This window comes from Acinetobacter rathckeae, assembly GCF_015627125.1.
GTDB classification, from domain to species: domain Bacteria; phylum Pseudomonadota; class Gammaproteobacteria; order Pseudomonadales; family Moraxellaceae; genus Acinetobacter; species Acinetobacter rathckeae.
The window spans coordinates 60154-87031 of the sequence record NZ_VTDO01000008.1 but is presented as its reverse complement, the minus strand read 5'-3'; the positions used below and the strand labels follow the sequence as shown (position 1 = coordinate 87031).

Below are 26878 nucleotides of genomic sequence, written 5' to 3'. Positions count from 1 at the left end.
ATATCCTTCATCAAAATACATATTCCTAACTCAGTAAACTTGCCGCTATATTTATACAAATTGCTAAAATTAAGGTGTTATACGCAAACGCCAACAACAAATGCAACGTATTAAAACGTCTCATACGTGAACTTGTAAGCGATACGTCTGCTGTCTGCGATGCTGTACCTATAACATAGCTAAAATAGATGAAGTCTGAGTAAGTTGGTTTTTCTGTTTTCGGAAATTCTAAACCTGTGTCTTGTTGTTTTTGGTAGGCAACATAAAAGTCGTGTGCATAGTGAATTGCAAAAATTGTATGTACAAAAAACCATGTACTTATAATTGTAAAAATAGACAGTGCAACTCGAGCATACTTAATATCTGGCTGGCTTGGAATATGCGACAAATTGACTAAAATTGCACATAAGCACATGATTAAGGCAATAAATACCAATAATAAAATAGTCCATTTTCCTTCATCTTGCTTTTTAGCGCGACGAACAATATGTTGTTGTTCATTCCCCTTAAGTTGAATAAAGCTACAAACTAAATAAAAAATGACAGCAATATTCCAACTAATGAGCGTAACTGTAGACCATTTCCAATCAATGACCATATTTAAGATCAAAGCAATGATTAAACCGACAGGAATCATAGTGTAAAATCGAGGATGGTGAATAATGCCAAAGTAAATTCTTTTGAAATAGCTCATAAATACTCCTTGTTATTTTGCCTAGTATGTAGCGATTAAGCTTAAATGAGAGTGAATTGTTTGGTATAAGAATATAATAGCTGCCTAATCACGTTATTTTGTTCTAAAATAATCATGACAGAATTTGGGTAAATAGGTTAATAGATGTCCACAAATCAACAAGAAATACAGACACTTCGTACACAAGACTATTTACACTGGTTTCGTCACTCTGCACCTTATATTAATGCCCATCGCAACAAAACCTTTGTAATTTTGTTTGAAGGTGCTGCATTAAAACAAGAAGGTTTTCATCATATTATTCATGATATTGCGTTGTTACATTCACTTGGTATTCGTTTGGTTTTGGTACATGGCGCACGAGAGCAAATAGATGATGCGATTGCAAAACAAGGAATTGAAACACGTACATATTTAAATCGTAGAGTAACAACACGAGAGGCTCTGGCCGAGGTGATGAGTGCTGTAGGTGCATCTCGCTTATATATTGAAGCATTATTGTCGATGGGGCTTGCCAACTCCCCAATGTTTGGTGCAAAAATTGATGTAGTCTCTGGAAATTTTATTACAGCGAAGCCTTTTGGCATTCATGATGGAATAGATTTCCATTTAAGTGGTGAAGTGCGTACTGTAGATACGGCATGTATTCATAGCTTACTTGAAAAAAATAATATTATTTTGCTTGGTCCGATGGGTTATTCCACAACGGGAGAAGTTTTTAACTTGCTTTCTCAAGAGGTCGCAACAAAAACAGCGATTGCTTTAAATGCAGATAAATTGATTTTTTTATGTAGTCAGGATGGTTTAAGACATAAGCAAGGTCATTTATTGCGAGAAATTTCTCCACATGTGTTAGATGATTACATTGAGCATAAAAGTGAAGTTGATCCACAGCTGTCTTTATTATTAAAAAGTGCAAAGGAGGCTGCTTTAAATGGTGTGCAACGTGTGCATTTATTGCCTTTTTCTTATGATGGAGCATTAATTCAAGAGCTGTTTACCCGAGATGGTATGGGAACAATGATCACAGATGCACATTATGAGCAGGTACGTACGGCTACCATTCATGATGTGGGTGGTTTGATGGAGCTGTTAAAACCTTTAGAAGAACAAGGTATATTGGTTTATCGTTCTAGAGAGCGTTTAGAACATGAGATTGATCAATTTGCTGTGATTGAGCGTGATGGGACGATTTTGGCTTGTGCTGCCTTATATCCGATGGATATTCAAAAGAATGAAATAAAGAGTGCTGAAATCGCATGTGTTGCTGTTCATCCTAGTTATCGAAAATCGAATCGAGGGCAACAAATTTTGGCTTTTCTAGAGCAAAAAGCACAGCATTTAGGCATTGAATATATATTTGTATTAACTACAAGAACAGCTCATTGGTTTTTAGAACAAGGCTTTGTACAGGCGAGTGTTGATGATTTACCAAGTAGTCGACAACAGTTATATAACTACCAGCGTAATTCACAGGTATTCAAAAAAACTGTGCCTGCTATCGCCTAACAAGCAATATAGTGAAACCATTAAAAAATACATACACGTGCTAATGACAGAGGCAGGGTAGCACACTTTCGGTATTACTGGCTGTATGAAGGGTGAGATGGTTTCACGATATTTTACTTAAAGATAATTGTGAGCTTTTGATCTCATATGATTAGGGCTTTTACTAAAAAGATAAAACAAACCACTGCGTATGATAGGAAATATAATATCTTTTCAATTGGTTATAACAGTTCGCTGATTTTAAAATGAAAAGAATTTTATCTGATGGCAATGATTATAAATTTGAACCATATTTTGTGGTTTTAAGCTGGATTGCTTCGCTCTAATTTGGTCTAAATAGAGAAAAACGATGGTGGTTACTTGATTTTTTAATGAAAAAATCAAGTAAATTCAATGCACAATTAAAACTAATTGATCTAAAATCTATGATTAGAATTTTCTGATTGATTGTTATTATGGAACTTAAAAAAAGTACGCAAAAGCGTCATCAGCTTTTAAATGCGGCATTAGATGTTTTTTGTGTGTATGGATTTACTGGCGCAAGCTTAGATGAAATTGCCAAACGTTCAGACATGCATAAATCTAATATCTTCTATTATTTTTCAAATAAAGAAGCATTGTATATAGAGGTGCTGACATCTGTATTACAGAAGTGGCTAGAGTCTATGGAAATGCTAAATGTTGATGAAAATCCTGAAGAAATGCTAACCAAGTATATTGAAAGTAAATTAGAGTTTTCTCGTGTAAATCCGAAAGCATCTAAGTTATTTGCTTTAGAGATTATTCAAGGTGCACCTTATATTCAAACCATTTTAAAAGGTTCGATTAAAAAGTATTTTAGACGTAAGGTGAAAGTGATTGCTGAGTGGCAGGCTCAGGGTAAGATAGCAACTGATATAGCTCCTGAACTATTTATTATGAATTTATGGTCAGTCACACAAAGCTATGCTGATTTTGATACGCAATTTGAGGTGCTGACTGGAAAAACACTGCGTAATCGTTCATTTAATCAGGCTGCCATTAAAAATAATGTGCATTTATTATTACATGGTGCACTTGCTAGATAAAGAAAGGTTTAAATTGTTGCAGGTGAAAGCCTGCTCATAATATATAAATAGTGAATAACCCAACTTATATATTTAGTCTCTTCCGATGGGGACGTGTAAACAATCTATATTGGAAACGTCACTTAAAGGGTTTTTCTAACGGCCTTAGTTGTATGTTTAGTTTGCATTGAGCGATCGCTCCATCACAATGATAGGTGCAATAAACTCTTGTGAGTCTTTACGGTAAATTTCGACAAAACCTTCTCTTAACCAAAATGAAATTGCTTTTATATTTGATTGAACAATGGCAATACGTAATTGCGGACAATTCCATTGAATCGCTTTTTGAATAACGAATTCTAGTGCTTGAGGGCCATAGCCTAAACCTTGGCGAGCAGTTATAAATAATAGTAATCCAATAAATATAGTGTTTTCATTGGGATAGCCACGAATCAAATCTAAACATCCAATCATTTGTGTTTTTTCATAGATACCATAAAAAAATTTTGCATCGAGTGAACAGCCTTGTGGAACGGCAAGTAAATCTTGATCTATTGCATCATTGTTGGGTAGCTTCCCTAAGACGATTTGAAAGTAATCTGTAGATGCATTATAAACGGATTGAAGTTGGGCAATGTCTGCACTGTTTTCAGAAAATAGCTGATGATAAGAAAGTATCATAAATAAAAATCTACAGTATTAAAGTGCTACGCCATTTACGATAGACCAATGATATGGCATGAGCTCACGAAGTGGTTTAAAGCATAATCTATTGTCAGATGTACTTACAGCCACTTGAACGTCTCCACCCCAATGAGCCAACCTTTCTTGGCAAATACCACAAGGGGTTAAGAATAAAATTTGAGAATGTTCCGATTCTCTATAAATACATAAAGAATGTGTGACTTTTTCATTGATTTTATGCGCCTCTAAACAAGCACCCATTTCCATACATACAGACAATGCATCATTTTTTACATCAGGTGCGACACTGGTGAGAATCTTACCACTTTCGGTTGCAAGTGTAGCAATGCCTCCTGAGCCTTTGGGATAGCGTAATGACAAAAAGTCCAATGCTGTTTGAAGTAGTTGTTGTTGCATGGTATGCCCCAATTTATTGTGTGAGTGAATGTGTAATGTTTATGATTGATGACTTATTTTTTAGATCTTAAAACATGTTTATACAATAGACCTTTCGCAAAAATTTTAATTATGTATTTGCTGATAGGTATGTATTTTTTAGTACTTAAAGCATATACATTCCCTTTGTATGTTGAAGTTTTGAGTATGTAGATCATTTTATGTCTAATTTAAGCAAAAATGGTCATTTAATAAAGATGCTAAGCCATGGTAGATAAAACGTGATTTTACACAAACAACAATAACACCCATGATTGAGAATATGGCAAAATAGCCACTTAAACAGATAAGCATTATTGACTGATCTATGAAATTACTTCGCTTAAATGCAGCAACACAGCAACTCAATTTACCCAAGACCGCAGTGACGATTGGTAACTTTGATGGTGTGCATTTAGGGCATCAGGCCATGATTAAGCAGTTAAAAGTTGTGGCTCAAGAGAAGCAACTAAAAACCCTCGTTATGTTGTTTGAGCCACAACCGCTTGAAGCACTTTATGCTGACGAAGCACCGCCTAGAATTTCCTCTCTACGCGAAAAAGTGACCTATTTGCAAGAGTTGGGTATAGATTATATTATTGTTGCTCGATTTGATGATTTTTTACGCCATCAAACGGCAACTGATTTCACTTTGGTTTTAAAAGAAAAACTCAATACAGACACTTTAGTGTTAGGTGATGATTTTCATTTTGGTAAGAATCGTCAAGGAAACACCAAGTTTTTACGCCAGCAAGGTTTTTTTGTAGACAACCTTGCAACAGTGGTTTTAAATGGTGAGCGGGTAAGTTCTACACGTATTCGTGAAACCTTACAAGCTGGCGATTTGCAACTGGCCGCACAGCTATTAGGGCGACCTTATAGTATGATTGGGCGAGTACAACATGGTGATAAACTCGGCCGTACATTGGATTTTCCAACCATTAATGTGGCATTGAAACGACATAAACCGTGTTTAAAAGGGATTTATGGCGTTGATGTGAGTTGTGAAACACAGTCTTTGCCTGAAAACGTAGTTAAAGCGGGCGGAACACAAGGCATACTAGGCTACCAGCCACAGACATTATTTGGGGCTGCCAATTTAGGTACACGCCCTGCCATTCAGCAAAAACAGCCACAATGGCGGTTAGAGGTACATTTTCCTGATGTTTCTGCTAACCTGTATGGTTTATTGATGCGTGTCACTTTTTTGCACTATTTACACGGTGAGCGTAAATATCCGTCATTTGAAGCATTAAAAGCAGGAATTCATGATGATGTTTTGCAGTTACGACAATATCGTACTCAGAACACACGTTTTCCTTTTCATTAATTTTTATTTTGAAGTACAACGAGTTTAAATACTCTGAAACACTGGAAGTCACTTGCATGAGCGATAAGCAAAATCCTGAAAATGTCGTGGACTATAAAGCCACATTAAACTTACCAGGCACAGAGTTTGCAATGAAAGCGAACCTTGCGGTACGTGAAATCAAATGGTTGCAAGAATGGTATGCAGACAACATTTATCAGCGAATTCGCGAGTCTCGTATTGGCAAGAAAAAATATATTTTGCATGATGGCCCTCCGTATGCCAATGGTCAAATCCATTTAGGCCACGTGGTCAATAAAGTGTTAAAAGACATTATTGTTAAAAGCAAAACTTTAGATGGCTTCGATGCACCATATGTACCAGGTTGGGACTGCCACGGCTTACCGATTGAACTAAAAGTTGAAGAAAAAGTAGGTAAAGTGGGGCAGAAAGTTGATGCTGCAACCTTCCGAAAACATTGCCGTGAGTACGCTTTAAAACAAGTAGATATACAGCGTAATGACTTCAAGCGTTTAGGTATTTTAGGGGATTGGGATAATCCATACCTCACTATGGACTTTAAGCAAGAAGCCAATATTGTGCGTGCAGTGGGTTTAATTCAAAAAAATGGCCACATTCAGCCGGGCTTAAAGCCAGTCAACTGGTGTTTAGATTGTGGTTCTGCATTGGCAGAAGCAGAAGTTGAGTATGAAGACAAAAAATCAGATGCGATAGATGTTGGTTTTGGTATTGTTGACTTAGCTGCTTTGTCTGAGCGTTTGGGTCTAGCGGTGACCAATCCAACCGATATGGTGATTTGGACCACCACGCCGTGGACAATGCCTGCAAACCAAGCCGTGGCAGTGCATGCACAAATTGAATACCAATTGGTTCAAGTGCAAACAGAGCGTGGGCTACATAACTTAGTATTGGCTAAAGACCTTGTTGCGTCTGCATGTGAGCGTTATGGCTTAGAAAACCCTGTTGTTTTGGCAGACTTTTTAGGTGATAAACTCGAAAAATTATTATTACAGCACCCATTAATTGCTGAGCGCCAAGTACCAATTATTTTAGGTGAGCATGTTATTGCAACCAGTGGTACGGGTGCAGTACATACCGCTCCTGGCCATGGTGTAGACGACTATAAAGTTGGTTTACAGTATGGTTTACCTGTAGATAACCCTGTGGGTGGAAATGGTGTGTATTTACCAACATCCCCATTATTTGCAGGCGAACATATTTATAAAGCCAATCCAAAAATTATTGCAGCTTTGGCGGAAAACCATCGTTTATGGGCGCATGTACCTATTCGTCACAGCTATCCACATTGCTGGCGTCATAAAACACCAATTATTTTCCGTGCAACGCCACAATGGTTTATTAGCATGGATCAGCAAGGCCTACGTCAAGCGGCATTAAATTCAATTGAAAATGAGATTGAGTTTATTCCGAACTGGGGTAAAAACCGTATTGAGTCGATGATTGACGGTCGCCCAGATTGGTGTATTTCTAGACAGCGTACATGGGGTGTGCCAATTCCATTTTTTGTGCATAAAGACACCAATGAATTGCACCCACGTACCGCTGAATTGATTGAAGAAGTGGCACAGTTGATTGAAAAAGAAGGCATTGATGCATGGTTTAACCGTGAGCCAAAAGACTTCTTAGGTGAGGATGCTGCTGAGTATAATGCTGTACGTGACACACTCGACGTATGGTTTGACTCTGGTACAACACATTATGCAGTGCTTGAGCAACGTGCTGAATTAGAAAGCCCTGCGGATTTGTACTTAGAAGGCTCAGATCAACACCGTGGTTGGTTCCAATCTTCACTACTGACATCTATAGCGATACATGGTCGTGCACCGTATAAAACGCTATTGACGCATGGTTTTACGGTGGATGAAAAAGGGCGTAAATTGTCTAAATCGCTAGGTAACTATATTCCTTTAGAGGAAATTACCAAGCAGTTGGGTGCAGATGGTCTGCGTTTATATGTGGCTTCAAGTGATTATCGCTATGAAATTGCCGCCTCTAAAGAAGTATTTAACCGTGTAAGCGACAGTTATCGCCGTATTCGTAATACATTGCGTTTCTTGTTAGCAAACTTAAAAGGCTTTCAGCCAAGCACAGACTTATTGCCTGTCGACCAGCTGATTTCGTTGGATCAATATATTTTACAGCGTGCCAATGAAGTGCAAAACAGCATTACGGCATCGTATGCTGAAATGAACTTCCATGCGGTATGTAGTGCACTCACGAATTTTTGTATTAATGACTTAGGTGGTTTTTACTTAGACATCATTAAAGACCGTCAATATACGACGAAAGCAGATTCACAAGCACGTCATTCAGCACAAACCGCGTTGTATCATATTGTTCAAGCTTTTGTACGTTGGATGAGTCCAATCTTGAGCTTTACGGCACAAGAAGCATGGCCATTAATTCCTGAACAGACGGAAGAATATGTCTTTACAGAACAATGGTATGACTTACCAAAAGTGGCATCGAATGTGTTGTCTGAGCAAGATTGGCAACAACTGATTGCAGTGAAGTCTGCGGTGAATAAGCAAATTGAAGTGGCACGTAATGCCAAAGCGGTAGGTGGTAATTTATCTGCAAAAGTAACGTTGTGGGCAACGCCTGAGCTAGAAGCGCTACTCAATCGTTTAGAAAATGAATTACGCTTTGTTTTAATTACCTCGCAAGTAGAAGTACATGCATGGTCAGAAAACGAAGGTGAGGCCACTGAAGTTCAAGGCTTACGTGTGGCAGTGACCAGTGCAGATGGTGAAAAGTGTGCTCGTTGCTGGCATGTGTTACCAGACGTAAATACACATGTAAACCATCTTGGTTTATGCTCTCGTTGTATTGTCAATATTGATGGTGCAGGTGAAGAGAGAAAATATGCCTAACTCACAAGTGAAGCCAAAACTAAAGTTTCATGTGTCAAATATGCTATGGCTTGGACTGTCTGTCCTTGCCATTGCAATTGATCAATGGACAAAATCCATTGCGAGTCAGCACCTAAACTATGCTGACCCGCAACATGTTGTACCTTTGCTGAACTGGACTTTATTGCATAATTATGGGGCTGCTTTTAGCTTTTTATCAGATGCAGGTGGTTGGCAACGTTATATTTTTACGGGCTTAGCAGGACTCGTTTCTGTTGTGTTTGTATACTGGCTTATGCGTATGCCAAAAGGCATCTATGTATTGCCTGCGGCCATTGCTCTAATTTTAGGTGGTGCCATTGGTAATTTAATTGACCGTGTGACTTTAGGTTATGTGGTTGATTTTATTCATGTGTACTACGAAAGTTACAACTTCCCTGCCTTTAATATTGCAGACAGTGCGATTACTTTAGGTACAATTTTATTATTGGTAGACACTTTCTTTTTAGAGAAAAAGCGTCAAGCAGGCCATAAGCATGACTAATGTCATTTATCCAAATGAAGAAGTGCGCATTGAACAGGGCAGTGCGGTTCGACTACATTTTTCTGTCGCACTTGAAAATGGCGTTGAAATTGATAATACACGGCAACATGATGCACCTGTGCAATTGGTGATGGGTGATGGTAACTTGTTGCCAGGTTTTGAAAAGGCACTTTTGGGCCTAAAAGCAGGTGATCGCCGTACAGTGCATTTGCCACCAGAAGATGCTTTTGGGGTTTGGAACCCTGACAATGTGCAACGCTTTGATACCGTGAAATTTGAAGATCTGCCAGTTGAAGGGCATATTATTGAGTTTGAAGATAAAGCCAAAGCCGGTGTGTTTGGTGTGGTGAAATCTGTGAATGCAGATGTTACAGAAGTAGACTTTAACCATCCATTAGCAGGTAAAAATATTACCTTTGCCGTGGAAGTATTTAAAGTCACCCCAAGTGGTCAGCAAGCCATACAACTGGCGTAATTATATATATTAACGTACATCTATAATGACGTTGTTGGCATCGACCAATACAAAGTCACTGTTAATTTTATACCACTGTTGTGTACTTTGAGCTTGTGGAAGGTTATACCCTAAACCATTTACTTTGTAGCGATCGCTACGGTAGTGCTGAGGAATGGTATAACCTGTTTTCCATTTCAGTTGTTTTAAGCGCTGGAAGCCTCGTTCCTCTCTCGCTCGTCTGCGCTCTTGTAAGTCATCAAATAAATCATCATTATTACCAAAGCCTGAGCCAATGTTCATACTACGTCCACCTGACATACGGTCAGCACCACCGCTAAAGCCACCACCAGACATACCACCACCAAAGCCTCCACCGCCAGGCATACCGCCACCACCCCCTCCAGGGCCTGCAAATGTAAGTGTTGTCACGAACAAGTTTAAAGTACATGTGACCAGGTAAAAGCGTTTTTTCATCGGGCACACTCAAAAAAGAGATGATTTATTAAACGCTAGTGTAGTGCATTTTTCCTATAAAATTAGCAAGAAATTGTGGAGATCATAAGGGCATTGATTTAATAGAATATAAATCTTATGCTCTTTAGATTATGCTTGTGCATTTATACTTTGACCATTCACTGCTTTGCTGTCTTTACCCATCAAATATAAATAGCTTGGCATAAGTTTTTCTGCTGTAGGGAGGCTAAGAGGATCTTCATTTGGAAATGCCTTAGCTCGCATGGCAGTACGTGTTGCACCGGGGTTAATGCAGTTAAAACGGATGTGTGGGTGTTGATTTTCTTGTGCAAAAATTTGACTGAGTGCTTCAATGCCAAATTTAGATACTGAATAAGCACCCCATAAGCCACGTGCTTCACGTCCAACACCTGAACTGGTAAAAATAACAGAGGCATCGTCTGACTTTTCGAGCAGTGGTAGGAGTGCCTGTGTGAGTGCAAACGGTGCTTTAAGGTTCACTGCCATGACTTCGTCCCACGTTTCGAGGTCGTAGTTTGCTAAAGGGACGCGTTCACCTAAAAGTCCTGCATTATGTAAGATGCCATCAAGCCGACCGAATTGCTGTTCTAGTGTGTTGTAAAGTGCTTCATAGTCACGTACAGATGCACTTGAAAGTTGTAGGGGTAAAATGGCGGGTTGTGGAGCACCTAAGTTTTCAATGTCATCATAAATGACTTCAAGTTTATTGAGTGTACGGCCATGTAGTACCACGGTTGCACCATGCAATGCGTAACTAATGGCTGCTGTACGACCAATACCGTCACTTGCACCTGTGACTAAAATAATTTTACCTTTAAGTAAGTCGGGTGCTGCTTGATATGTGGTGTGTGGCATAAAAACATCTCCCTGTATGTGCTTAAATGTGTTTGATTATTTCTTGTTGTAGTGTGTCTACATCATGAACAATCGCATCGGCATGCCATGCGTTAAGGTCATCTTTGTGAGCATGCGGTAAATAGCCATACGCTGCAAGGATGGTGTACATATTGGCTGCTCGTCCTGCATCGATATCTCTTGGGTGGTCACCCACATAGATAATATCTTTGGCATCGATCTGAATCTGTTTGGCTGCTAAAAACATTGGTTCAGGGTCTGGTTTAGTCTGTTTGACATCTTCAGGGCAGACCAAAACAGCACAGCGTTGATCTAATTTGAGTGCTTGAAGTAGACGTTCAGACAAATATCTAGGCTTATTGGTCACAATACCCCAAGGAATATTTTTTTCTTCAAGCATGGCCAATAGCTCAGGCATACCGTCAAATAAACAACTTTCTACCGCAATATTATTTTCATATTCATTTAGAAATTGCTGTCGATAGTATGTGAATTTCTCATCTTGTGGGGAAATATCTGGGTAGGCCAGTTGCAACATGGCTCTAGCCCCTTCAGAAACTTGTGCACGTATGGCCTGTGCATCAATGACAGGTTTATTTTCAGCGTTGCACATGGCTTGAATAATGCGAATGAAGTCTGCCGCCGTGTCTATGAGCGTGCCATCTAGGTCAAATAAAACTGCTTTCATTGTTGTTCCTCACGCTGGGTATGTACCATGTAGTTGACGTCAACATTTGGCGCAAGCCAATAATATTTAGTGATTGGGTTATAGTGCAGGCCAATGCTGTGTTTAAAGGTGAGGTTTGCAGCTTGAATGTCTTGTTTTAGTTCATTTGGACGAATGAACTTATGGTAGTCATGAGTGCCTTTTGGCAGTAGTCTTAAAATGTATTCTGCACCAATAATGGCAAACAAATAAGACTTGGGGTTACGGTTAATGGTAGAAAAAAAGACGTGACCACCGGGTTTAACCAATTGCTGACAGGCTTTAATAATTGATGCAGGGTCTGGCACATGCTCTAACATTTCCATACACGTCACGACATCGTATTGTCCTGCATGGGTTTTAGCCAATTCTTCTACTGGAATTTGTTGGTATTCGATATTGTTTACAGATTCTTTCTGTGCATGTAGACGAGCAACATTAAGCGGTGCTTCACCCATGTCTATGCCTAAAACATCTGCCCCAATTCTTGCCATGCTTTCAGAGAGAATGCCACCGCCACAGCCAACATCTAGTACTTTTTTACCTTGTAAGCCTTGTGCATGTTGGTTAATCCAGTTTAAACGTAATGGATTAATTTCATGCAGTGGGCGAAACTCTGACGTTTGATCCCACCATTTTTCTGCAAGTGCTTCAAATTTGGCAATTTCTTGTTTATCTACATTGAATGCTGACATATCTATACCTTAATCCGTGATCTTTTATTTTATATTTTCTAGTGTAGCGTGTATTGCTAAAAAAGTGATATCAGATAAAAAAAACTTCACACAAACAAGACGTTTTAGGCATGAATATTTTTGAATAAGAGGGTAATCTATAGGCTGAGCATATGATTTGAGTAGGATATACAGGACATTATGAAAAAATTTATTATTCACGGATTTGCCGCAACAGTGATGGCTTTTTCTGTACATGCAATGGCCGCAGAACAATTTGTTGCAGGTAAAGACTATACGGTATTAAAAAACCCAAGTCCTGTAACAGGCGGTAAAATCTTGGTTCGTGAGTTTTTTTGGTATGGTTGCCCGCACTGCTTTAAATTAGAACCGCATATGCAAACATGGTTAAAATCGATGCCAAAAGATGTGACATTCTTACGTACTCCTGCGGCGATGAACCCTGTTTGGGAGTCTGGTGCTCGCACTTACTATGCGTCTGAGTTGTTAAATGTGCGTCAAAAAACGCATTTACCACTGATGCATGCCATTCATGTAGATAATCAACAAATTTTTGACCAAGCGTCTGCTGCAAAATTCTTTACTAAATATGGTGTATCTGAAAGCCAGTTTAATAATGCATACAACTCATTTGCTGTAAGTACACAAGTGGCTGAGTCAAATAAATTGGCTCAACAGTACCAATTAACAGGTGTGCCTGCTGTGATTGTGAATGGTAAATATATGATTCAGGGTGAAGATGGTAAAGTGACACAGGTACTAAATTACCTGATTGAAAAAGAACGTAAAGCGAAGTAATACATGGTCGTTTTAGAGATGTATCTTTGCATATAAAGATACATCTTTTTTATGATGGTGTAATGAGTGCTTGTTTGAGAAAAACAAACTTTTTAAAGCAAGAATGTAAAAACAAACGTTTTTCTTCGGTCATTTGCGTATTTATTTTATGTAATTTAATCCATTGTTTTGACCATACCATAGATAATTCAAATAGCAGGTCTGTATAGGTTTTGAGTACAGGATCTTCACATAGTTTGTAATATTCTAAGCGTTTAACATCGAGCATGAGGTCATTAGATAGGTCATCTACATCGTGCTCAATACAGTTTTCTAAAATAGGGTAGCCTCCCCAGCGTTCAGAGACAAAAAAATGCCAATACAGCGCATGTTCCTCAACAGATTTAAAAAACATCGCTAATCGAGCTTCACTGTTTTCCTCAGTGTGGGTCATAAAACGTGCACGTGATTGAAACAACCCACTTTTAATAAAGACACCCACTTGGTCTATTGTGGCTTGAGCGAGTAAGTCTTTGTTGGGGAAGTAACGATAAATCGCACTTGGTACTAAACCGACGGCTTGGGCAATTTGTCTAAAGCTAATATTGTAAAAGGGTTGACCCTCATAGCTGAGCAGTAGCACGTGATCGATAATTTTTTGTTTATTTTGAATTTTTCGTTCAGCACGTATCGACATGTTGCATTAATCCATAGTTTACTTTCAATCGTAAAATATAAAAATGTAAGTGTCCTTACATGAAACGATATAAGGCTTAGAGGAGAGTATGACCCTTGTTTATGACAAAGGCCATAAAAAAATCAGATTATTTTTGTGCTAAGTAGGCTTTGGCAACATTCAAGACGTAGTCTTGGCAGGCAGCACCCGTACCAGGATTATAGTTACCATTGTTGGTTAAGTTGTTTGAAAGTACACGAATACCTAAAAATGGCACTTTATACAGTGAAGCCACTTGTGCCGCTGATGCTGTTTCCATTTCTTCTACAGAGGTTTTGTAGTTTTGGTGGAAGTATTGAATACGGTCTAACTCATTATTCCACACATCTGCTGAACCAATCACACCTTCAACCACTTTACCTTGTGTATAGCTAGATTTAAGGCTGTTTGCTGCAGCTAAGAGTTTTGGGTCACCTTCAAAACGTAAGTGACGGCTTTCTTCTTCAGGTGTATTGTTTTTTGGCAACAAATTAAATGATTTATGCCATGTGAGTGAGTTAGAGCCTTCACCCAATGCTTTTTTGTCGGTAATAAATGCACCAATATTTTCAGACTCTTTACCCAGTACAATATCAAATACTTTCAATTCAGGGTCGTGACCACCCGCTGTACCTTGGTTGATAATGGCTTTAGGGTGGTAGTGCTCAATGGCTAAAGTGGTTGCTGCTGCAACATTTGACATACCCATCAGTGTACGAGAAATCACAATTGGGTAGCCTTGATATGTGCCTTCCCAGAACTGCCAACCACCGTAGGTTTTTGTTTTTACACCTTTGAGTTGGCTGATCATACGATCAGTTTCAATATCTAAGGCACCTTGAATAACAACAGGGGCTTGTTTTGTAGTTGCTGCATGTACTTGTACAGCAGCGATTAATGCACTTGAAAGCACAACTGACTTAAATACAGTTTTAAACATCAGAAGAACTCCTAAAAGTAAGTTATTGTAAAGCTTTTACGTATTGAATGACGAGTTGAGATGAGTTTTTTGCAGCCAGTGCAAAGAAAGTTCCTTCTTCATTTTCGCCTGCACCACCACCTGCAAGGTCAGAGACTGAACGGAATACGATAAATGGCACACTATTTACATAAGCAACGTGTCCAATGGCTGCTGATTCCATATCCACGACATTGGCTTTAAAAGTATCTGAGGCAAATTGGCGAAGGGCTGCATTGTCCATGAAAGATTGTCCAGACACACCATTTCCACCAAAAATCACTTTAGGGTTGTGGCTTAGGCAGTGTTTATCTGTAGTACAACGGTCAAGCTCTGGTTTGGCTAAAATGATTTTTGCTTGAGCCAGTAAGTTTGCATCGACTTTAAACCAAAATTTTTCTTCAGGTGCTGCTGTGCCATTGGCAATTTGCACGTCTTGTGGGTACATCATGCCAAAGTTAGGGTAAGGTGTTTTTAAAAAGCCAGGGGCAACAAATTTACCGTTTACTTCACGTGCCATAATGCTTTCTAAGTACTGCCCCCATTGATCTGGTACAGATACATCGCCAATACTTAGCGCAGGGTTTACACCACCTGCAATGCCAGAGAACACAATATTTTTAACATTAAAATGATCTAAAGCCATTTGTGTCGTCATCGCTGCATTGACCATAGACATGCCAGATAAAAATAGTACGACGTCTTTATCACCAATTTTGCCTGTATAAAACACAGTGCGATTAACCACATGTTGCTTAGAGTCTTTCAGTGCAGCTAAAAGCTCAGGAATTTCAGGCTGAAAAGCACAGACAATTGCTGTACGTGATGTTGCATCAATTTTATGTGCAAATACGCTACTACATAGCAAACATGCCATAAAGAAGGTCAAAATTTTCTTCATATCATCTACCGTAATTAATATATCAACTCGTCACTTTCAAGCAATCAATGTGCCAAAGTGTGTGTGTAAAACAGGTGGGTACTTGGTCAAGTTTTGGCTTTAAACATTGTTCTTGAATGACAAATTCATTTTACCAAGTAAAAAAACTATATTTTGATCACTCATGACACAATAATCGTTTAAAACCCGTATATAAAATTAACATTTTTTCATATAAATGAAATAAAATAGACACTTAATTTTAACATTCATGTGATTTTACATTCATTTAGCCAAATTGCCAGTGGCATATAAATTGCTTACTAAAATGAGTGTGGTTCTATTTGCTGTTTATCGCTTTGTAATAATAATTGTGATTTAGGAGAACATTATATAATGTCAACCAAATTAATGAGCTGTGTTTTAGCTGCCACAGCAACATTTTGTGGCATGGGGCAGGCAACTGCGGGTATGGACGCAACACTATGGGGAATTTACAGTAATAATATTAAATTCAGCCCCAAAAAAGTTGAAAATGCTTATTTAGAGCTAGAGTATATGGGGCAAACAGGCCCAATCGACTGGTATGGTTATTTCGATGCGCCAAAATATTTTGGTGGTAATGACAATATTAATGGTGTTTGGGATAAAGATAAAAACACATCGTTTATGTTTATGGAACATCAGCCTAAACTTTCTTTGAATCGTTTAACGGGTAAAGATTTGTCTGTTGGCCCATTTAAAGATTGGTTTGTAGCAGCAGACTGGATACTCGATGCGGGTAATAATGTACTGACTCGTCAAAATACGTTGTACTACGGTCTAGGAACTTCAATTGATACCCACACCAAATTGGGAATGAATGTAAATATTTACACACGCCAGCAGTGGGAAAACTATGGCGCGGCCAATGCCTATACATCAAATGATGGCGGGCGTTTACAGGTACAATTCTTTTACCCAATTTATAGTTTCTCAAATGGAGGTAATATTAATTACTTCACATTCTCAAACTATGATTTTGGTTCTAAGTTAGGTACAAAGACTGGTGGTAATACACGTACTAATGAGGCATTGGTATCTACGCATATTTTTTCTTATAACTTGAAAAATTTCCGTGCTTACACAGCCGCACGTTATTTCCATAACGGTAGCCAATTTAAAGATGGTGCAATGAATAACTGGGGCAGTGATTTTGCTCAGAACAGCACAGGTTGGGGCTACTACATTGGCCTAGGTTATAAGTTTTAATTGATTGTTTTAAAGGGTGGTGCGGTACTCGCTGCACTGCCTGATCCGATGGTATCTTGAAACTATTAAAAATACATATTAAGTGAAAATTACAAAATACGAGTAGGCAATATTAGTATTGTTCGCTGTATAAGGAATTAAGTGGTTTCACCATCCCATCCTTTGAGTGATTCCTTGATAAATAAGTTATTAATATAAAAATTAGGTAAACAGTAGATGCTTAAATACTTTAAAAAGACACATACTTTAAAAACTCTACCCTTAATTATAACTTCATTTATGTTAAGTCAGATGACCCATGCAAAAGATGACTTTATGGCCATGACACCTGCAGAATGTTTACAAGATCTTAATTTTACTGCTCAATTCTTGTTAGATAACGATGCGGGAATAAAAGGGAAAAATTGGAAGTCGTATCCTGAAAATATTCAAAAAATTTTAGAGTCTCAAAAAGAAAAAGTAACTGGTGTTAACTCTATCCAAGAGTGTAGAAATATTTCAAAACCCTTTTTAAATGCAATTCGTAAAGGACATATCGGCTTACAAAAAGCCTCTTCTATGAATGAATTGCAAGAAAGTATGGTGCCTAAAAAAGAAGATTTAGTTACTACTCAGAAATTATCAGAATTCACCTCTTATATTGCTATTCCTTCTTTTGGGCTCTCTGTGAAAAAACAATTAGAAAGCTTAATTGCGAATAACCAAGATAATATTTTACATGCAAAATACTTAATTTTAGATCTACGGAAAAATGGAGGTGGGTTTGATGATGCCGCTGAGCCATTATTTAAACTTCTAGGAGAGGCTGAGTATTGGAGTGAAGTACCCCAAATTTATATTTCACCTGCCAATATTCAAGCATACAAAGATATTCAAAACAGTATTCCAGATGAAGAATTAAAAGCACAGCTCGGTGCCATTATTAAAAAAATGCAATCTAAAAAAAATGGTTGGGTCTATATGACAGAAGATGATACCACCTTACTTTCAGAGAAAATTACTAAAAAGGATGTGTTGGCAAACCCTATAAAAGTTGTAGTTTTAACTGATGAAAATTGCGGTAGTTCAGGTGAAGAATTTGTTAAATCTGTAAGGCAAAATCCAAGAGTAGTGACCATGGGACAAAATACTTATGGCGAACTAGATGCTTCTAACATCAGAGAAAAACAAACACCGTCTAAAAAGTTGTATGTCTGGTATGCAACAACGTATGTACACCGCCGTGCAGGCCAAGAAATTGATAATATTGGTATTCCACCCTCTATTAAACTACCCAAACCAGTAGACCAACAGGCATATGACAATGAAGTAAAGTTGGCGCAGAGTTATTTAGAGAATATAAAATAAATATTCATTTGATACAACATCTTCGTGTAAAATCCAAGTATTAGATATTGTTGCGTTACTTTTTTATGGGCTTTTGGGAAAAGTTATTCTGTATGATTTTCATGCTTGTACTATAAATAAAGCACTTGATAATAAAGTGCTTACAAAAACTTAAATTATTGTATTATTTAATGAATCTACATTTTAGGTTACACTTTTCAACTTGGTTACATCTGAGCCGTAAGCAGTTTATGGCATAAAAATGCCATAAAAATCTGTTACAATCTTGACTAATGATTTTTATATATGACATAAGGACACTTGGTTATGCGTATTGACCAACGAACAGCAGATCAGTTGCGTGATGTTAAAATTACCCGTCAATACACTCGCTATGCAGAAGGTTCAGTACTTATTGAATTTGGTCATACCAAAGTATTGTGTACTGCGAGTGTAGAACACAATGTACCACGTTTTTTAAAAGGAAAAGGTCAGGGCTGGATTACTGCTGAATACGGTATGCTACCTCGTTCAACACATACACGTTCTGATCGTGAAGCTGCACGTGGCAAACAAAGTGGCCGTACACAGGAAATTCAACGCTTAATTGGCCGTAGTCTACGTGCCATGGTTGACTTAAAAAAACTGGGTGAAAATACCATTACAATTGACTGTGATGTCATTCAAGCCGATGGTGGTACACGTACAGCGTCTATTACTGGAGCAGCAATTGCACTCGTAGATGCAGTCAATACGCTCATTGAAAACAAAAGAATCAAGCAAGATCCACTCAAAGGTTTAATTGCTGCCATTTCTGTTGGTATTTACCAAGATCAAGCTTTGTTAGACTTATGTTATGAAGAAGATTCAAACTGTCAAACAGATTTAAATGTCGTTATGACCCAAAGTGGTGAGTTTATTGAAATTCAAGGCACTGCTGAAGATAAACCGTTTACTCGTGAGCAGTCAAACCAAATGCTTGAGCTTGCAGAGCAAGGCATTAAAAATCTAATTAAAAAACAACAAGAAGCGTTAGGTTGGTAAGATATTTAATCTGCGTTTCAAAAAACCAGTGTGAAGACACTGGTTTTTTTATGGGCTTGAATAAGCCTATTAAAATTTGATTGCACTAAAATATATACGTACAAATACGTTTTGTGCTAATTTAGGTATGGTAAGTACATGATAATCTAGATTGTAAATGCGTAACACAGACACCGTATTTAAATATGTATACTAATGTCGTATTTGATTTGGAGTGGTGAGTTAATAAGGTACTTTAAACGTGATTGATCAATGTAGTTTTGAAATAAGATTAATTTAAGCATTACGCTACTTGGAAAGGGAAATGGAGTCGGGCATGTCATATTATACGATTATGTTTGAAACAGATGATGCAAACTTTGGACGTGTAGAAGATGCGATTCACATCGTTTCTAAAGGGCATTGTCAAAAAATTGCCCATAATTTTTGGGTTGTAAATACGATTCATCCAGATGCCAAGAAAGTACGTGACTACATTAAAAATTATTTAAAACTAGATTTTGATGATAAAGTATTTGTTGTTGCAGTCAAAGAAGATGAGTCTCCTTGGGCATCTTGGGGCTTAAACAAACAGGTTGTAGATTGGTTAACATCTAGACCTTAAATTGCTGTACCGAAGTATCAAATATATTAAAGAAGATGGACTTTTACTTTAAAAGGTGAGTATAAAATGATTAATGTTGCTATTAACGGATTTGGCCGTATCGGACGTAGTTTTGTGCGTGCGTTACAAGCAAAGCAAAATGAAATTAATGTCGTTGCAATTAACGATCTTGGTTCGGTAAAGCAACTCGCACACTTATTAAAATATGACACAGCATTTGGTAACTTCCCTGAAGCTGTGCGTTTTGAAGAAAATGCAATCTTTATTGGCGACAAAAAAATCGCTGTATACCAAGAGCGCGATCCAGAAAACTTACCTTGGAAAGAATTAGAAATTGATGTTGTTTTAGAGTCTACTGGTGTATTTGTAAGTGGTCCTGCTGCATCAAAACATTTAAAAGCAGGTGCGAAGAAAGTTGTTATTTCTGCACCAGCATCTGACGTAGATTTGACGATTGTTCATGGTGTAAACCAACACTTATATGACTCAGAAAAACATAACATCGTGTCAAATGCGTCATGTACAACAAACTGTTTAGCACCACTTGCTAAAGTATTGAATGATAACTTTGGTATTGAAAGTGGTTTAATGACAACCATTCATGCATACACGCAAGACCAAAACCTACAAGACTCACCACACAAAGACATGCGTCGTGCACGTTGTGCAGCACAAAACATGGTGCCAACATCTACAGGTGCAGCAAAAGCAATCGGTCTTGTTATTCCTGAATTGAAAGGTAAGCTTGACGGTTATGCAGTACGTGTACCTGTAATTACAGGTTCTATGGTTGACCTTACATTGAACCTGAAAAAAGAAACCACAATTGAAGAAGTAAAAGCTGTCGTTAAACAAGCGGCTGAAAACGAAATGAAGGGTGTACTTGCGTATACAGAAGATGAAATTGTGTCTTCTGACATCATTAAAAACCCTGCATCTTCAATTTTTGATGCTGAATTAACGAATCTTATGGGTGGTAAATTCCTTAAAGTAACAAGCTGGTACGACAACGAATGGGGCTTCTCTAATCGTTTGATCGATACAATTCAAGTTGTTGCAAAATAATCTAAACTGAAAAGTTTAAAGGCCAGTACACCAAAGTGTGTACTGGCCTTTTTTATTGCAGTAGTCACTTACCTTCAGCAAAATGCAGGTTCAAAGCGAAGAGTAAGCCATCGGTTTAATAGCTAAATACAGTATGAATGATTGATATATGACTTACAGGAAGACAATAACGACCCAAGTCACTGCAATAATGCTCAGTGCCACAAACTGAGCCGCACTGCCCATATCTTTAGCAATTTTTGCAAGGGGGTGTCTGTCGAGTGAAATACGATCTACCACAGCTTCAATCGCTGAATTGAGAAGCTCTACAATAATGGCCAATAAGCCCACAATAATCAGTAAAATATGCTCAATTTTAGAAATATCTAGTATGCAACTGATAGGTAATAAAATTAAATTTAGATAAATAATTTGTCGAAATGCAGCTTCATTTTTAAATGCAGACTTAAAGCCAGACATTGAATAGTTGAAGGCATTAAAAATGCGTTTTAGTCCTGTTTGACCTTTAAGAGGAGAGTATTGACTCATAATAAGCACAGTCGTTGATAGCAAGTGCCTAGCATCATACCGTGTTCAGCATGAAGTAAAAATGAAATTGCCGATAAATTGATACCTTGATGTAATATTGTATGTATCTGCCAATAAAACTTGTTATGCTCATTTTTTTATAAAGTTAAAGTGTAAACATGCAAGATAGATCGAATACTTTTCTTGTTGAAGCTGGGGTACTTGGTGGGGCAAGACAAGTTCAGTCGCCTAATTTTAACCCAAGACCTTTTGATGCAGAAATTCAGCTCATTGTCATACATAATATTAGCTTACCGCCTGCACAGTTTGGTGGCGGGTATATTGAAGATTTCTTTCAAAATCGTTTAGACCATACAAAGCATCCTTATTTTAAGCAAATTGAAGGTTTAGAGGTGTCTGCACATCTCGTGATTTTACGTACTGGAGAAGTCATTCAATGTGTGAATTTTAATGACCGTGCTTGGCATGCAGGGCGTTCGAGCTATTTGGGTTTAAACGAGTGTAATGACTACTCGATTGGTATAGAGCTAGAGGGCTGTGATGATTTGCCATTTGAAGCCGTGCAATATACGGTATTGGCACAAGTGGTGGCATCGTTGCAACATACTTATCCCAAAGTACAACAACACTTGGCAGGGCATTCAGATATTGCACCTGTACGTAAAACCGATCCAGGCCCCTATTTTAATTGGGCGTATTTTAGAGATCTTGTTGCAAAAGAAAATCAGCGTATTGCCAATTTATAACGGAAAAAAGTTTTTTTTTGATTAAAATAGCGACTTTAAAAATAACGAATTAGGAATCACGCATGGCGCTTTGGCGATCGACATTTGTCGTAAGTGCAATGACGATGCTGTCACGTATTTTGGGTTTAGTCCGTGACATGGTGTTGTTAAATGTATTTGGAGCAGGAAAGGAGTTTGACGTATTTGTTGTTGCGTTTAGGATTCCTAACTTTTTTAGGCGACTTTTTGCAGAAGGTGCATTTTCTCAAGCCTTTATTCCTGTACTGACCGAATATAAAACCGAGCGGATACATGCAGAAGTACAAATACTGATTAGCCGTGTTTTTGGTTGTTTACTGATGCTGATGTCGACAATCACATTATTGGCAATGCTTGTTGCACCTGCGATTATCTATATTTATGCCCCTGGCTTTCATGACCATCCAGAAAAGTTTGCCCAAGCGGTTGGTATGTTCCGCTTAACCATTCCATACTTACTGTTTATGTCATTAACTGCATTTGCTAGCAGTATTTTAAATAGCTATGAGTCCTTTTTTAGCCCTGCTTTTTCACCTGTTTTACTCAATGTAGCCATGATTGCAGGGGCATGGTGGTTATCTCCACATATGGAAACACCCATTATGTCTTTGGGATGGGCGGTGATTGCAGCAGGTATGGTGCAGTTAGCGATACAAATTCCAGAGCTGTGGCGGAAAAAATTATTAATCACGCCAAAAGTAGACTTTAAGCATGATGGCGTACAAAAAATATTAAAACTGATGCTACCTGCATTATTTGGTGTATCTGTAACGCAAATTAATCTGTTACTTAACACCATTTGGGCATCTTTTATGCAAGATGGCTCGGTGTCTTGGTTGTATAGTGCCGAGCGTATGACAGAGTTACCTTTGGGGCTGATTGGTGTTGCAATTGGTACAGTGATTTTACCATCACTGTCTGCAAGACATGCTGAACAAGATACTGAAAAGTTTAAAGCCATGATTGATTGGGCAGCGCGGGTGATTATTTTGGTGGGTGTGCCTGCAAGTTTGGCACTCTTTATGTTGTCTACACCGATTATTCAATCATTATTTCAGCATGGTGAGTTTAGTGTGAGAGATACGCATATGACGGCCTTGGCCTTGCAGTCGATGAGCGGTGGTGTGTTGGCTTTTATGCTAATTAAAGTCTTTGCACCAGGGTTTTATGCACAACAAGACACGAAAACCCCCGTACGTGTGGGGTTAATTGCAGTGGCAACCAATGCTTTGAGTAATGTGGTGTTTATTACGTTGTTTAAGTATTTAGATTGGCATGCACCACATATGGCCTTGGGTATTTCATCGTCGCTTTCAGCACTGGCGAATGCAGGTTTGTTATACTACTTTTTGCATACACGAGGCATTTTTCGGTTTGGCTCACATTGGAAGAAGATTGCACTGCAGTACGCTGTGGCGAACATAGCGATGGTGATTGCTTTATTGTGTGGCTTACATTTTTATGACGGCACGCTATCGCAGTGGATACGCATTGCCGAAGTAATTGGCTTGTGTGTGGTTGGTGTCGTAGCATACAGTGTTGCATTGCTACTGAGTGGTTTTAGACCAAGGCATTTACGCCCATAAATCACATGTGCTGCCCTAACCAGTTTGAGGATAGGGCAGTAGGTATGTGGTGTTAATCTGCAACTTTAATGAGATCGACATCAAAAATAAGTGTGCTGTCTGGGCCAATCGCATCGCCTGCACCAATAGCACCATAGCCTAGTTTTGCAGGAATGAAAAAGCGTGATTTACCGCCTTCTTTCATGGTGCTTAAACCTTGTGCAAGTCCTGTAATCACTTCACTAATTTTGAGTGTGACAGGTTGCTGACGTGCAATTGAACTGTCAAAAACTGTACCGTCAAGTAAACGGCCTTCGTAGTTGATGGTGACAGTGCTGTCTTTACTTGGGCTTTTGCCTGTACCTGTGGTGATGGTAGAGTATTGTAGACCCGTACTGGTGGTCATCACCCCAGTTTTTTGTGCATTATCTGCTAAAAATTGTTCACCTTCTCGGCTATTCTTTTCTGCAACATGTTGCAGTGCATTTAATTCTTTGGCTTCTGATTGTTTTTTATAGCGGTCAAGCACTTTTGCCATATCTTGTTCTGATAAAACAGGCTGTTTGCCTTTAGCGGCGGTACTTAAACCTTGAATAAATGCATCAAGGTTAATGCCTTGAAGTGCTTCGGCATTATTTTTGCCCAATAAATAACCGAGGCTGTAGCCTGCTTGGTCACTTTGAGAGCTACGTAGTGTTACGCCGTTGTTATTGGTGACTGCCCAAAGTGAGCCAGATAAACTGGTGATGGTGCACAAAACCAACATTTTTTTCATCATAGGATGACCCCTAAATTAAAAATGGAGAGCGTTAATGCTCTCCATCATCTGATTATTTGACTGAGATAAGGTCAACTTTAAAGATCAGTACACTATTTGCTGGAATATTACCAACACTGTGTTCGCCGTAGCCCAGTTTTGCAGGAACATAGAGCATCATGCTACCACCTTCTTTAATGAGTGGTAAGCCTTCAACCCAACCTGGAATGGTTGATGCAAGTGGTAAGTCAACAGGTTCATTACGTTTAAATGAGCTGTCAAATACAGTGCCATCTACCAATTTACCTTCGTAGTTTACTTTCACTGTAGAAGATGCTGTTGGTGACTTGCCTGTACCTTCTTTTAAGATTTGGTACTGTAGGCCAGACGCTGTGGTTTTAATGTCTGGTTTTTTTGCATTGTCTGCTAAGAACGTATCATTTTTAGCATTTAATGATTTTGCTTTTTCTTCTAGGCTCTTTTGATAAGCTGTCAACGCATTTTTAACGTCTTCTTCGCTATAACGTGCAGGCTTGTGAGATTTACCATCTTCAATACCTTTAGCCAATTGCTTGCTGTCAATTTCTTCAGGCAACTGTGCACCCAGTTGATAACCTTGGGTATAGCTCAGTACTTTAATAGGGTCTGTGCTTTTTGCAACTTTTGGTTTCTTGTCTGCTTCGTCGTGTTTTGAACAGGCAACAGGCAATAGTGCCATACCAGTTAAAAGAACTGCGACTGAAACAGGTAAAATCTTACTCATAATGATATCCTAACATCTACGTTTTGATCATACCGTAAGGTATGATGTTCCTTATAAAACTAAGCATATAACGTATTGTATCGAAACGATATGCTTTTTATGTGAAAGCAGGGCAGATAAGTGAAAAAAGCTGTTTAAAAACTGTAAAAATCAATCAGATTTTCACCACTTTTATCTGCACTTTTCAAAAACAAAAAATGCAAATTCTGCTATATTAGCGCCTCGACCAATCCACGTTTGGTCATAAAAAAACAATATTGATATGTAGGACAAAACCCATATGTTGCAGCACCATCATCTTCGCATTGCTGTGGTTGGATTAGGCTATGTTGGCCTGCCTTTGGCCGTTGAATTTGGCAAACAGGTGGCAACCATTGGGTTCGATATTCATGAAAAACGCATTACAGCTTTGCGCCAAGGCCATGATCATACCTTAGAAACGTCAAAAGATGAGTTGGCTCAAGCCACGCATTTAAGCTATACCACACAGGTTGCAGATTTAGCTACGTGTAATTTTTTTATTGTGACTGTGCCGACACCGATTGATGAATATAAACAGCCTGATTTAACGCCGCTGATTAAAGCCTCTGAAAGTATTGCCACCGTGCTCAAAAAAGGCAATACCGTAGTGTATGAGTCAACGGTGTACCCGGGGGCGACAGAAGAAGTGTGTATTCCTATTTTAGAAAAAATCTCTGGTTTACGTTTTAACCAAGACTTTTTTGCAGGTTATAGCCCTGAGCGCATTAACCCCGGTGATAAACAGCACCGTGTGACTAATATTTTAAAAGTCACGTCTGGTTCGACCCCAGACATTGCAGATTATGTAGACTCGGTGTATCAGTTGATTATTACCGCGGGTACCTATAAAGCCACCAGTATTAAAGTGGCTGAAGCGGCCAAAGTGATAGAAAACACGCAACGAGATGTCAATATTGCATTAATCAATGAGTTGGCACTGATTTTTAATAAAATGGGCATAGATACCGAAGAAGTCTTACAAGCCGCAGGCACAAAGTGGAATTTTTTACCATTTCGCCCAGGGCTTGTAGGCGGGCACTGTATTGGGGTTGACCCGTATTACTTGACCCATAAGGCACAAGCGATTGGCTACCATCCTGAAATTATTTTAGCAGGGCGACGTTTAAATGATGGTATGGCAGGCTATGTGGTCACGCAGTTGGTCAAAACCATGATTAAAAAACGTATACAAGTTGAAGAAGCCAAAGTGTTGGTGTTGGGGTTAAGCTTTAAAGAAAACTGCCCAGATGTTAGAAACACTAAAGTGGTTGATATTGTTAAAGAGTTACAAGAATATCATATAGATGTCGATATTTATGACCCATGGGTAGATGCCAATGATGTGATGCACGAATATGGTCTAAGTTTAATTGATACACCAAAACAGCAGTATTATGATGCGGTGGTTTTGGCTGTGGCACACGATCAGTTTAAAACTCTGACACAGCCACAGATTGCACAGATGGCCAAAGCCAACTTTGTGTTGTATGACTTAAAATATGTGTTGCCAAAGCACGTTGTTGATATTCGTTTGTAG

At 38.5% G+C, this 26878-nt stretch carries 28 protein-coding genes; 15 read left to right on the top strand and 13 right to left on the bottom strand.

Annotation, left to right across the window (positions count from 1 at the left end):
• Positions 1–25 precede the first annotated feature (25 nt).
• The gene (locus I2F31_RS11560; RefSeq protein ID WP_195769728.1) at positions 26–694 is read right to left on the bottom strand and encodes a DUF1345 domain-containing protein; all 669 of its coding nucleotides are present in this window, start codon (positions 692–694) and stop codon (positions 26–28) included.
• A gap of 144 nt (positions 695–838) precedes the next feature.
• On the opposite strand from I2F31_RS11560, the gene argA reads away from it, so the two are divergent.
• Positions 839–2203, top strand: a complete 1365-nt coding sequence (argA, locus tag I2F31_RS11555) for an amino-acid N-acetyltransferase (protein WP_195769727.1) — start codon at positions 839–841, stop codon at positions 2201–2203.
• 455 nt (positions 2204–2658) lie between these two features.
• Entirely contained in the window at positions 2659–3270 is a 612-nt protein-coding gene (locus I2F31_RS11550) for a TetR/AcrR family transcriptional regulator (protein ID WP_195769726.1), read from the top strand.
• 156 nt (positions 3271–3426) lie between these two features.
• Here I2F31_RS11550 and I2F31_RS11545 read toward each other — a convergent pair whose 3' ends face one another.
• Together I2F31_RS11545 and I2F31_RS11540 are read right to left on the bottom strand one after the other, a co-directional pair.
• The gene (locus tag I2F31_RS11545) at positions 3427–3930 is read right to left on the bottom strand and encodes a GNAT family N-acetyltransferase (protein WP_213014880.1); all 504 of its coding nucleotides are present in this window, start codon (positions 3928–3930) and stop codon (positions 3427–3429) included.
• An 18-nt stretch (positions 3931–3948) separates the two neighbouring features.
• Positions 3949–4350 carry a cytidine deaminase gene (locus I2F31_RS11540; RefSeq protein WP_195769725.1) on the bottom strand — a complete coding sequence of 134 codons (402 nt, stop codon included), beginning with the start codon at positions 4348–4350 and terminating at the stop codon, positions 3949–3951.
• Positions 4351–4696: 346 nt separating this feature from the next.
• Between I2F31_RS11540 and ribF the strand changes: the two genes are divergently transcribed.
• Genes ribF through I2F31_RS11520 form a run of 4 tightly spaced genes read left to right on the top strand, consistent with a single transcriptional unit; the run spans position 4697 to position 9590 of the window.
• On the top strand, positions 4697–5698 hold the full coding sequence (gene ribF, locus I2F31_RS11535) for a bifunctional riboflavin kinase/FAD synthetase (protein WP_195769724.1): 1002 nt from the start codon (positions 4697–4699) through the stop codon (positions 5696–5698).
• A gap of 56 nt (positions 5699–5754) precedes the next feature.
• The gene (gene ileS, locus I2F31_RS11530; RefSeq protein ID WP_195769723.1) at positions 5755–8592 is read left to right on the top strand and encodes an isoleucine--tRNA ligase; all 2838 of its coding nucleotides are present in this window, start codon (positions 5755–5757) and stop codon (positions 8590–8592) included.
• Positions 8585–9115, top strand: coding sequence for a signal peptidase II (lspA, locus tag I2F31_RS11525; RefSeq protein WP_195769722.1), 531 nt, complete (start codon positions 8585–8587; stop codon positions 9113–9115). The genes ileS and lspA overlap by 8 nt, the downstream gene beginning before the upstream one ends.
• Complete coding sequence (locus I2F31_RS11520) at positions 9108–9590, top strand: FKBP-type peptidyl-prolyl cis-trans isomerase (protein WP_195773913.1); 483 nt, start codon at positions 9108–9110, stop codon at positions 9588–9590. Before lspA ends, I2F31_RS11520 begins: the two co-directional genes overlap by 8 nt.
• Positions 9591–9599: 9 nt before the next feature.
• Here the strand turns inward: I2F31_RS11520 and I2F31_RS11515 are convergent, their stop codons facing one another.
• The 4 genes from I2F31_RS11515 to ubiG all read right to left on the bottom strand — a co-directional run bounded on the left by I2F31_RS11515 (position 9600) and on the right by ubiG (position 12323).
• A complete protein-coding gene (locus tag I2F31_RS11515; RefSeq protein WP_228285148.1) occupies positions 9600–10046 on the bottom strand; it encodes an RcnB family protein in 447 nt (148 codons plus the stop codon).
• A 129-nt stretch (positions 10047–10175) separates the two neighbouring features.
• Positions 10176–10922: a YciK family oxidoreductase gene (locus I2F31_RS11510; RefSeq protein ID WP_195769720.1), complete on the bottom strand. Its 747-nt coding sequence runs from the start codon at positions 10920–10922 to the stop codon at positions 10176–10178.
• A gap of 22 nt (positions 10923–10944) precedes the next feature.
• Positions 10945–11610 (bottom strand): HAD family hydrolase, encoded by a 666-nt coding sequence (locus I2F31_RS11505; RefSeq protein ID WP_195769719.1) that lies wholly within the window; start codon positions 11608–11610, stop codon positions 10945–10947.
• Positions 11607–12323 carry a bifunctional 2-polyprenyl-6-hydroxyphenol methylase/3-demethylubiquinol 3-O-methyltransferase UbiG gene (gene ubiG / locus I2F31_RS11500; protein ID WP_195769718.1) on the bottom strand — a complete coding sequence of 239 codons (717 nt, stop codon included), beginning with the start codon at positions 12321–12323 and terminating at the stop codon, positions 11607–11609. Before ubiG ends, I2F31_RS11505 begins: the two co-directional genes overlap by 4 nt.
• Positions 12324–12503: 180 nt before the next feature.
• Here ubiG and I2F31_RS11495 point away from each other — a divergent pair, with 180 nt between their 5' ends.
• Positions 12504–13121: a thiol:disulfide interchange protein DsbA/DsbL gene (locus tag I2F31_RS11495; protein WP_195769717.1), complete on the top strand. Its 618-nt coding sequence runs from the start codon at positions 12504–12506 to the stop codon at positions 13119–13121.
• A gap of 49 nt (positions 13122–13170) precedes the next feature.
• Here I2F31_RS11495 and I2F31_RS11490 read toward each other — a convergent pair whose 3' ends face one another.
• From I2F31_RS11490 to I2F31_RS11480, 3 genes are all read right to left on the bottom strand, one after another.
• On the bottom strand, positions 13171–13797 hold the full coding sequence (locus I2F31_RS11490; protein WP_195769716.1) for a TetR/AcrR family transcriptional regulator: 627 nt from the start codon (positions 13795–13797) through the stop codon (positions 13171–13173).
• Between the two features lie 127 nt (positions 13798–13924).
• Positions 13925–14758 (bottom strand): 5'-methylthioadenosine/S-adenosylhomocysteine nucleosidase, encoded by an 834-nt coding sequence (locus I2F31_RS11485; RefSeq protein WP_228285151.1) that lies wholly within the window; start codon positions 14756–14758, stop codon positions 13925–13927.
• A 19-nt stretch (positions 14759–14777) separates the two neighbouring features.
• Positions 14778–15674 (bottom strand): 5'-methylthioadenosine/S-adenosylhomocysteine nucleosidase, encoded by an 897-nt coding sequence (locus I2F31_RS11480; RefSeq protein ID WP_195769714.1) that lies wholly within the window; start codon positions 15672–15674, stop codon positions 14778–14780.
• Positions 15675–16049: 375 nt separating this feature from the next.
• Between I2F31_RS11480 and tsx the strand changes: the two genes are divergently transcribed.
• The 5 genes from tsx (at position 16050) to gap (ending at position 20943) form a co-directional block, all read left to right on the top strand.
• Complete coding sequence (gene tsx, locus I2F31_RS11475) at positions 16050–16904, top strand: nucleoside-specific channel-forming protein Tsx (protein WP_195769713.1); 855 nt, start codon at positions 16050–16052, stop codon at positions 16902–16904.
• A gap of 216 nt (positions 16905–17120) precedes the next feature.
• A complete protein-coding gene (locus I2F31_RS11470) occupies positions 17121–18251 on the top strand; it encodes a S41 family peptidase (RefSeq protein ID WP_228285930.1) in 1131 nt (376 codons plus the stop codon).
• Positions 18252–18557: 306 nt separating this feature from the next.
• Positions 18558–19274, top strand: a complete 717-nt coding sequence (gene rph, locus I2F31_RS11465) for a ribonuclease PH (protein WP_195769711.1) — start codon at positions 18558–18560, stop codon at positions 19272–19274.
• A 316-nt stretch (positions 19275–19590) separates the two neighbouring features.
• On the top strand, positions 19591–19878 hold the full coding sequence (locus I2F31_RS11460) for a hypothetical protein (RefSeq protein WP_195769710.1): 288 nt from the start codon (positions 19591–19593) through the stop codon (positions 19876–19878).
• Positions 19879–19944: 66 nt separating this feature from the next.
• Positions 19945–20943, top strand: a complete 999-nt coding sequence (gene gap / locus I2F31_RS11455) for a type I glyceraldehyde-3-phosphate dehydrogenase (RefSeq protein WP_195769709.1) — start codon at positions 19945–19947, stop codon at positions 20941–20943.
• 153 nt (positions 20944–21096) lie between these two features.
• Here gap and I2F31_RS11450 read toward each other — a convergent pair whose 3' ends face one another.
• Entirely contained in the window at positions 21097–21471 is a 375-nt protein-coding gene (locus tag I2F31_RS11450; protein ID WP_195769708.1) for a diacylglycerol kinase, read from the bottom strand.
• Between the two features lie 158 nt (positions 21472–21629).
• Between I2F31_RS11450 and ampD the strand changes: the two genes are divergently transcribed.
• Together ampD and murJ are read left to right on the top strand one after the other, a co-directional pair.
• Positions 21630–22217, top strand: coding sequence for a 1,6-anhydro-N-acetylmuramyl-L-alanine amidase AmpD (gene ampD, locus I2F31_RS11445; protein ID WP_195769707.1), 588 nt, complete (start codon positions 21630–21632; stop codon positions 22215–22217).
• A 62-nt stretch (positions 22218–22279) separates the two neighbouring features.
• Positions 22280–23821, top strand: coding sequence for a murein biosynthesis integral membrane protein MurJ (gene murJ, locus I2F31_RS11440; RefSeq protein ID WP_195769706.1), 1542 nt, complete (start codon positions 22280–22282; stop codon positions 23819–23821).
• A 52-nt stretch (positions 23822–23873) separates the two neighbouring features.
• On the opposite strand, the gene I2F31_RS11435 is transcribed toward murJ, so the two are convergent.
• Entirely contained in the window at positions 23874–24575 is a 702-nt protein-coding gene (locus tag I2F31_RS11435; RefSeq protein WP_195773914.1) for an FKBP-type peptidyl-prolyl cis-trans isomerase, read from the bottom strand.
• Positions 24576–24630: 55 nt separating this feature from the next.
• Positions 24631–25320: an FKBP-type peptidyl-prolyl cis-trans isomerase gene (locus tag I2F31_RS11430; protein WP_195769705.1), complete on the bottom strand. Its 690-nt coding sequence runs from the start codon at positions 25318–25320 to the stop codon at positions 24631–24633.
• 280 nt (positions 25321–25600) lie between these two features.
• Between I2F31_RS11430 and tviB the strand changes: the two genes are divergently transcribed.
• A complete protein-coding gene (gene tviB / locus I2F31_RS11425) occupies positions 25601–26878 on the top strand; it encodes a Vi polysaccharide biosynthesis UDP-N-acetylglucosamine C-6 dehydrogenase TviB (RefSeq protein ID WP_195769704.1) in 1278 nt (425 codons plus the stop codon).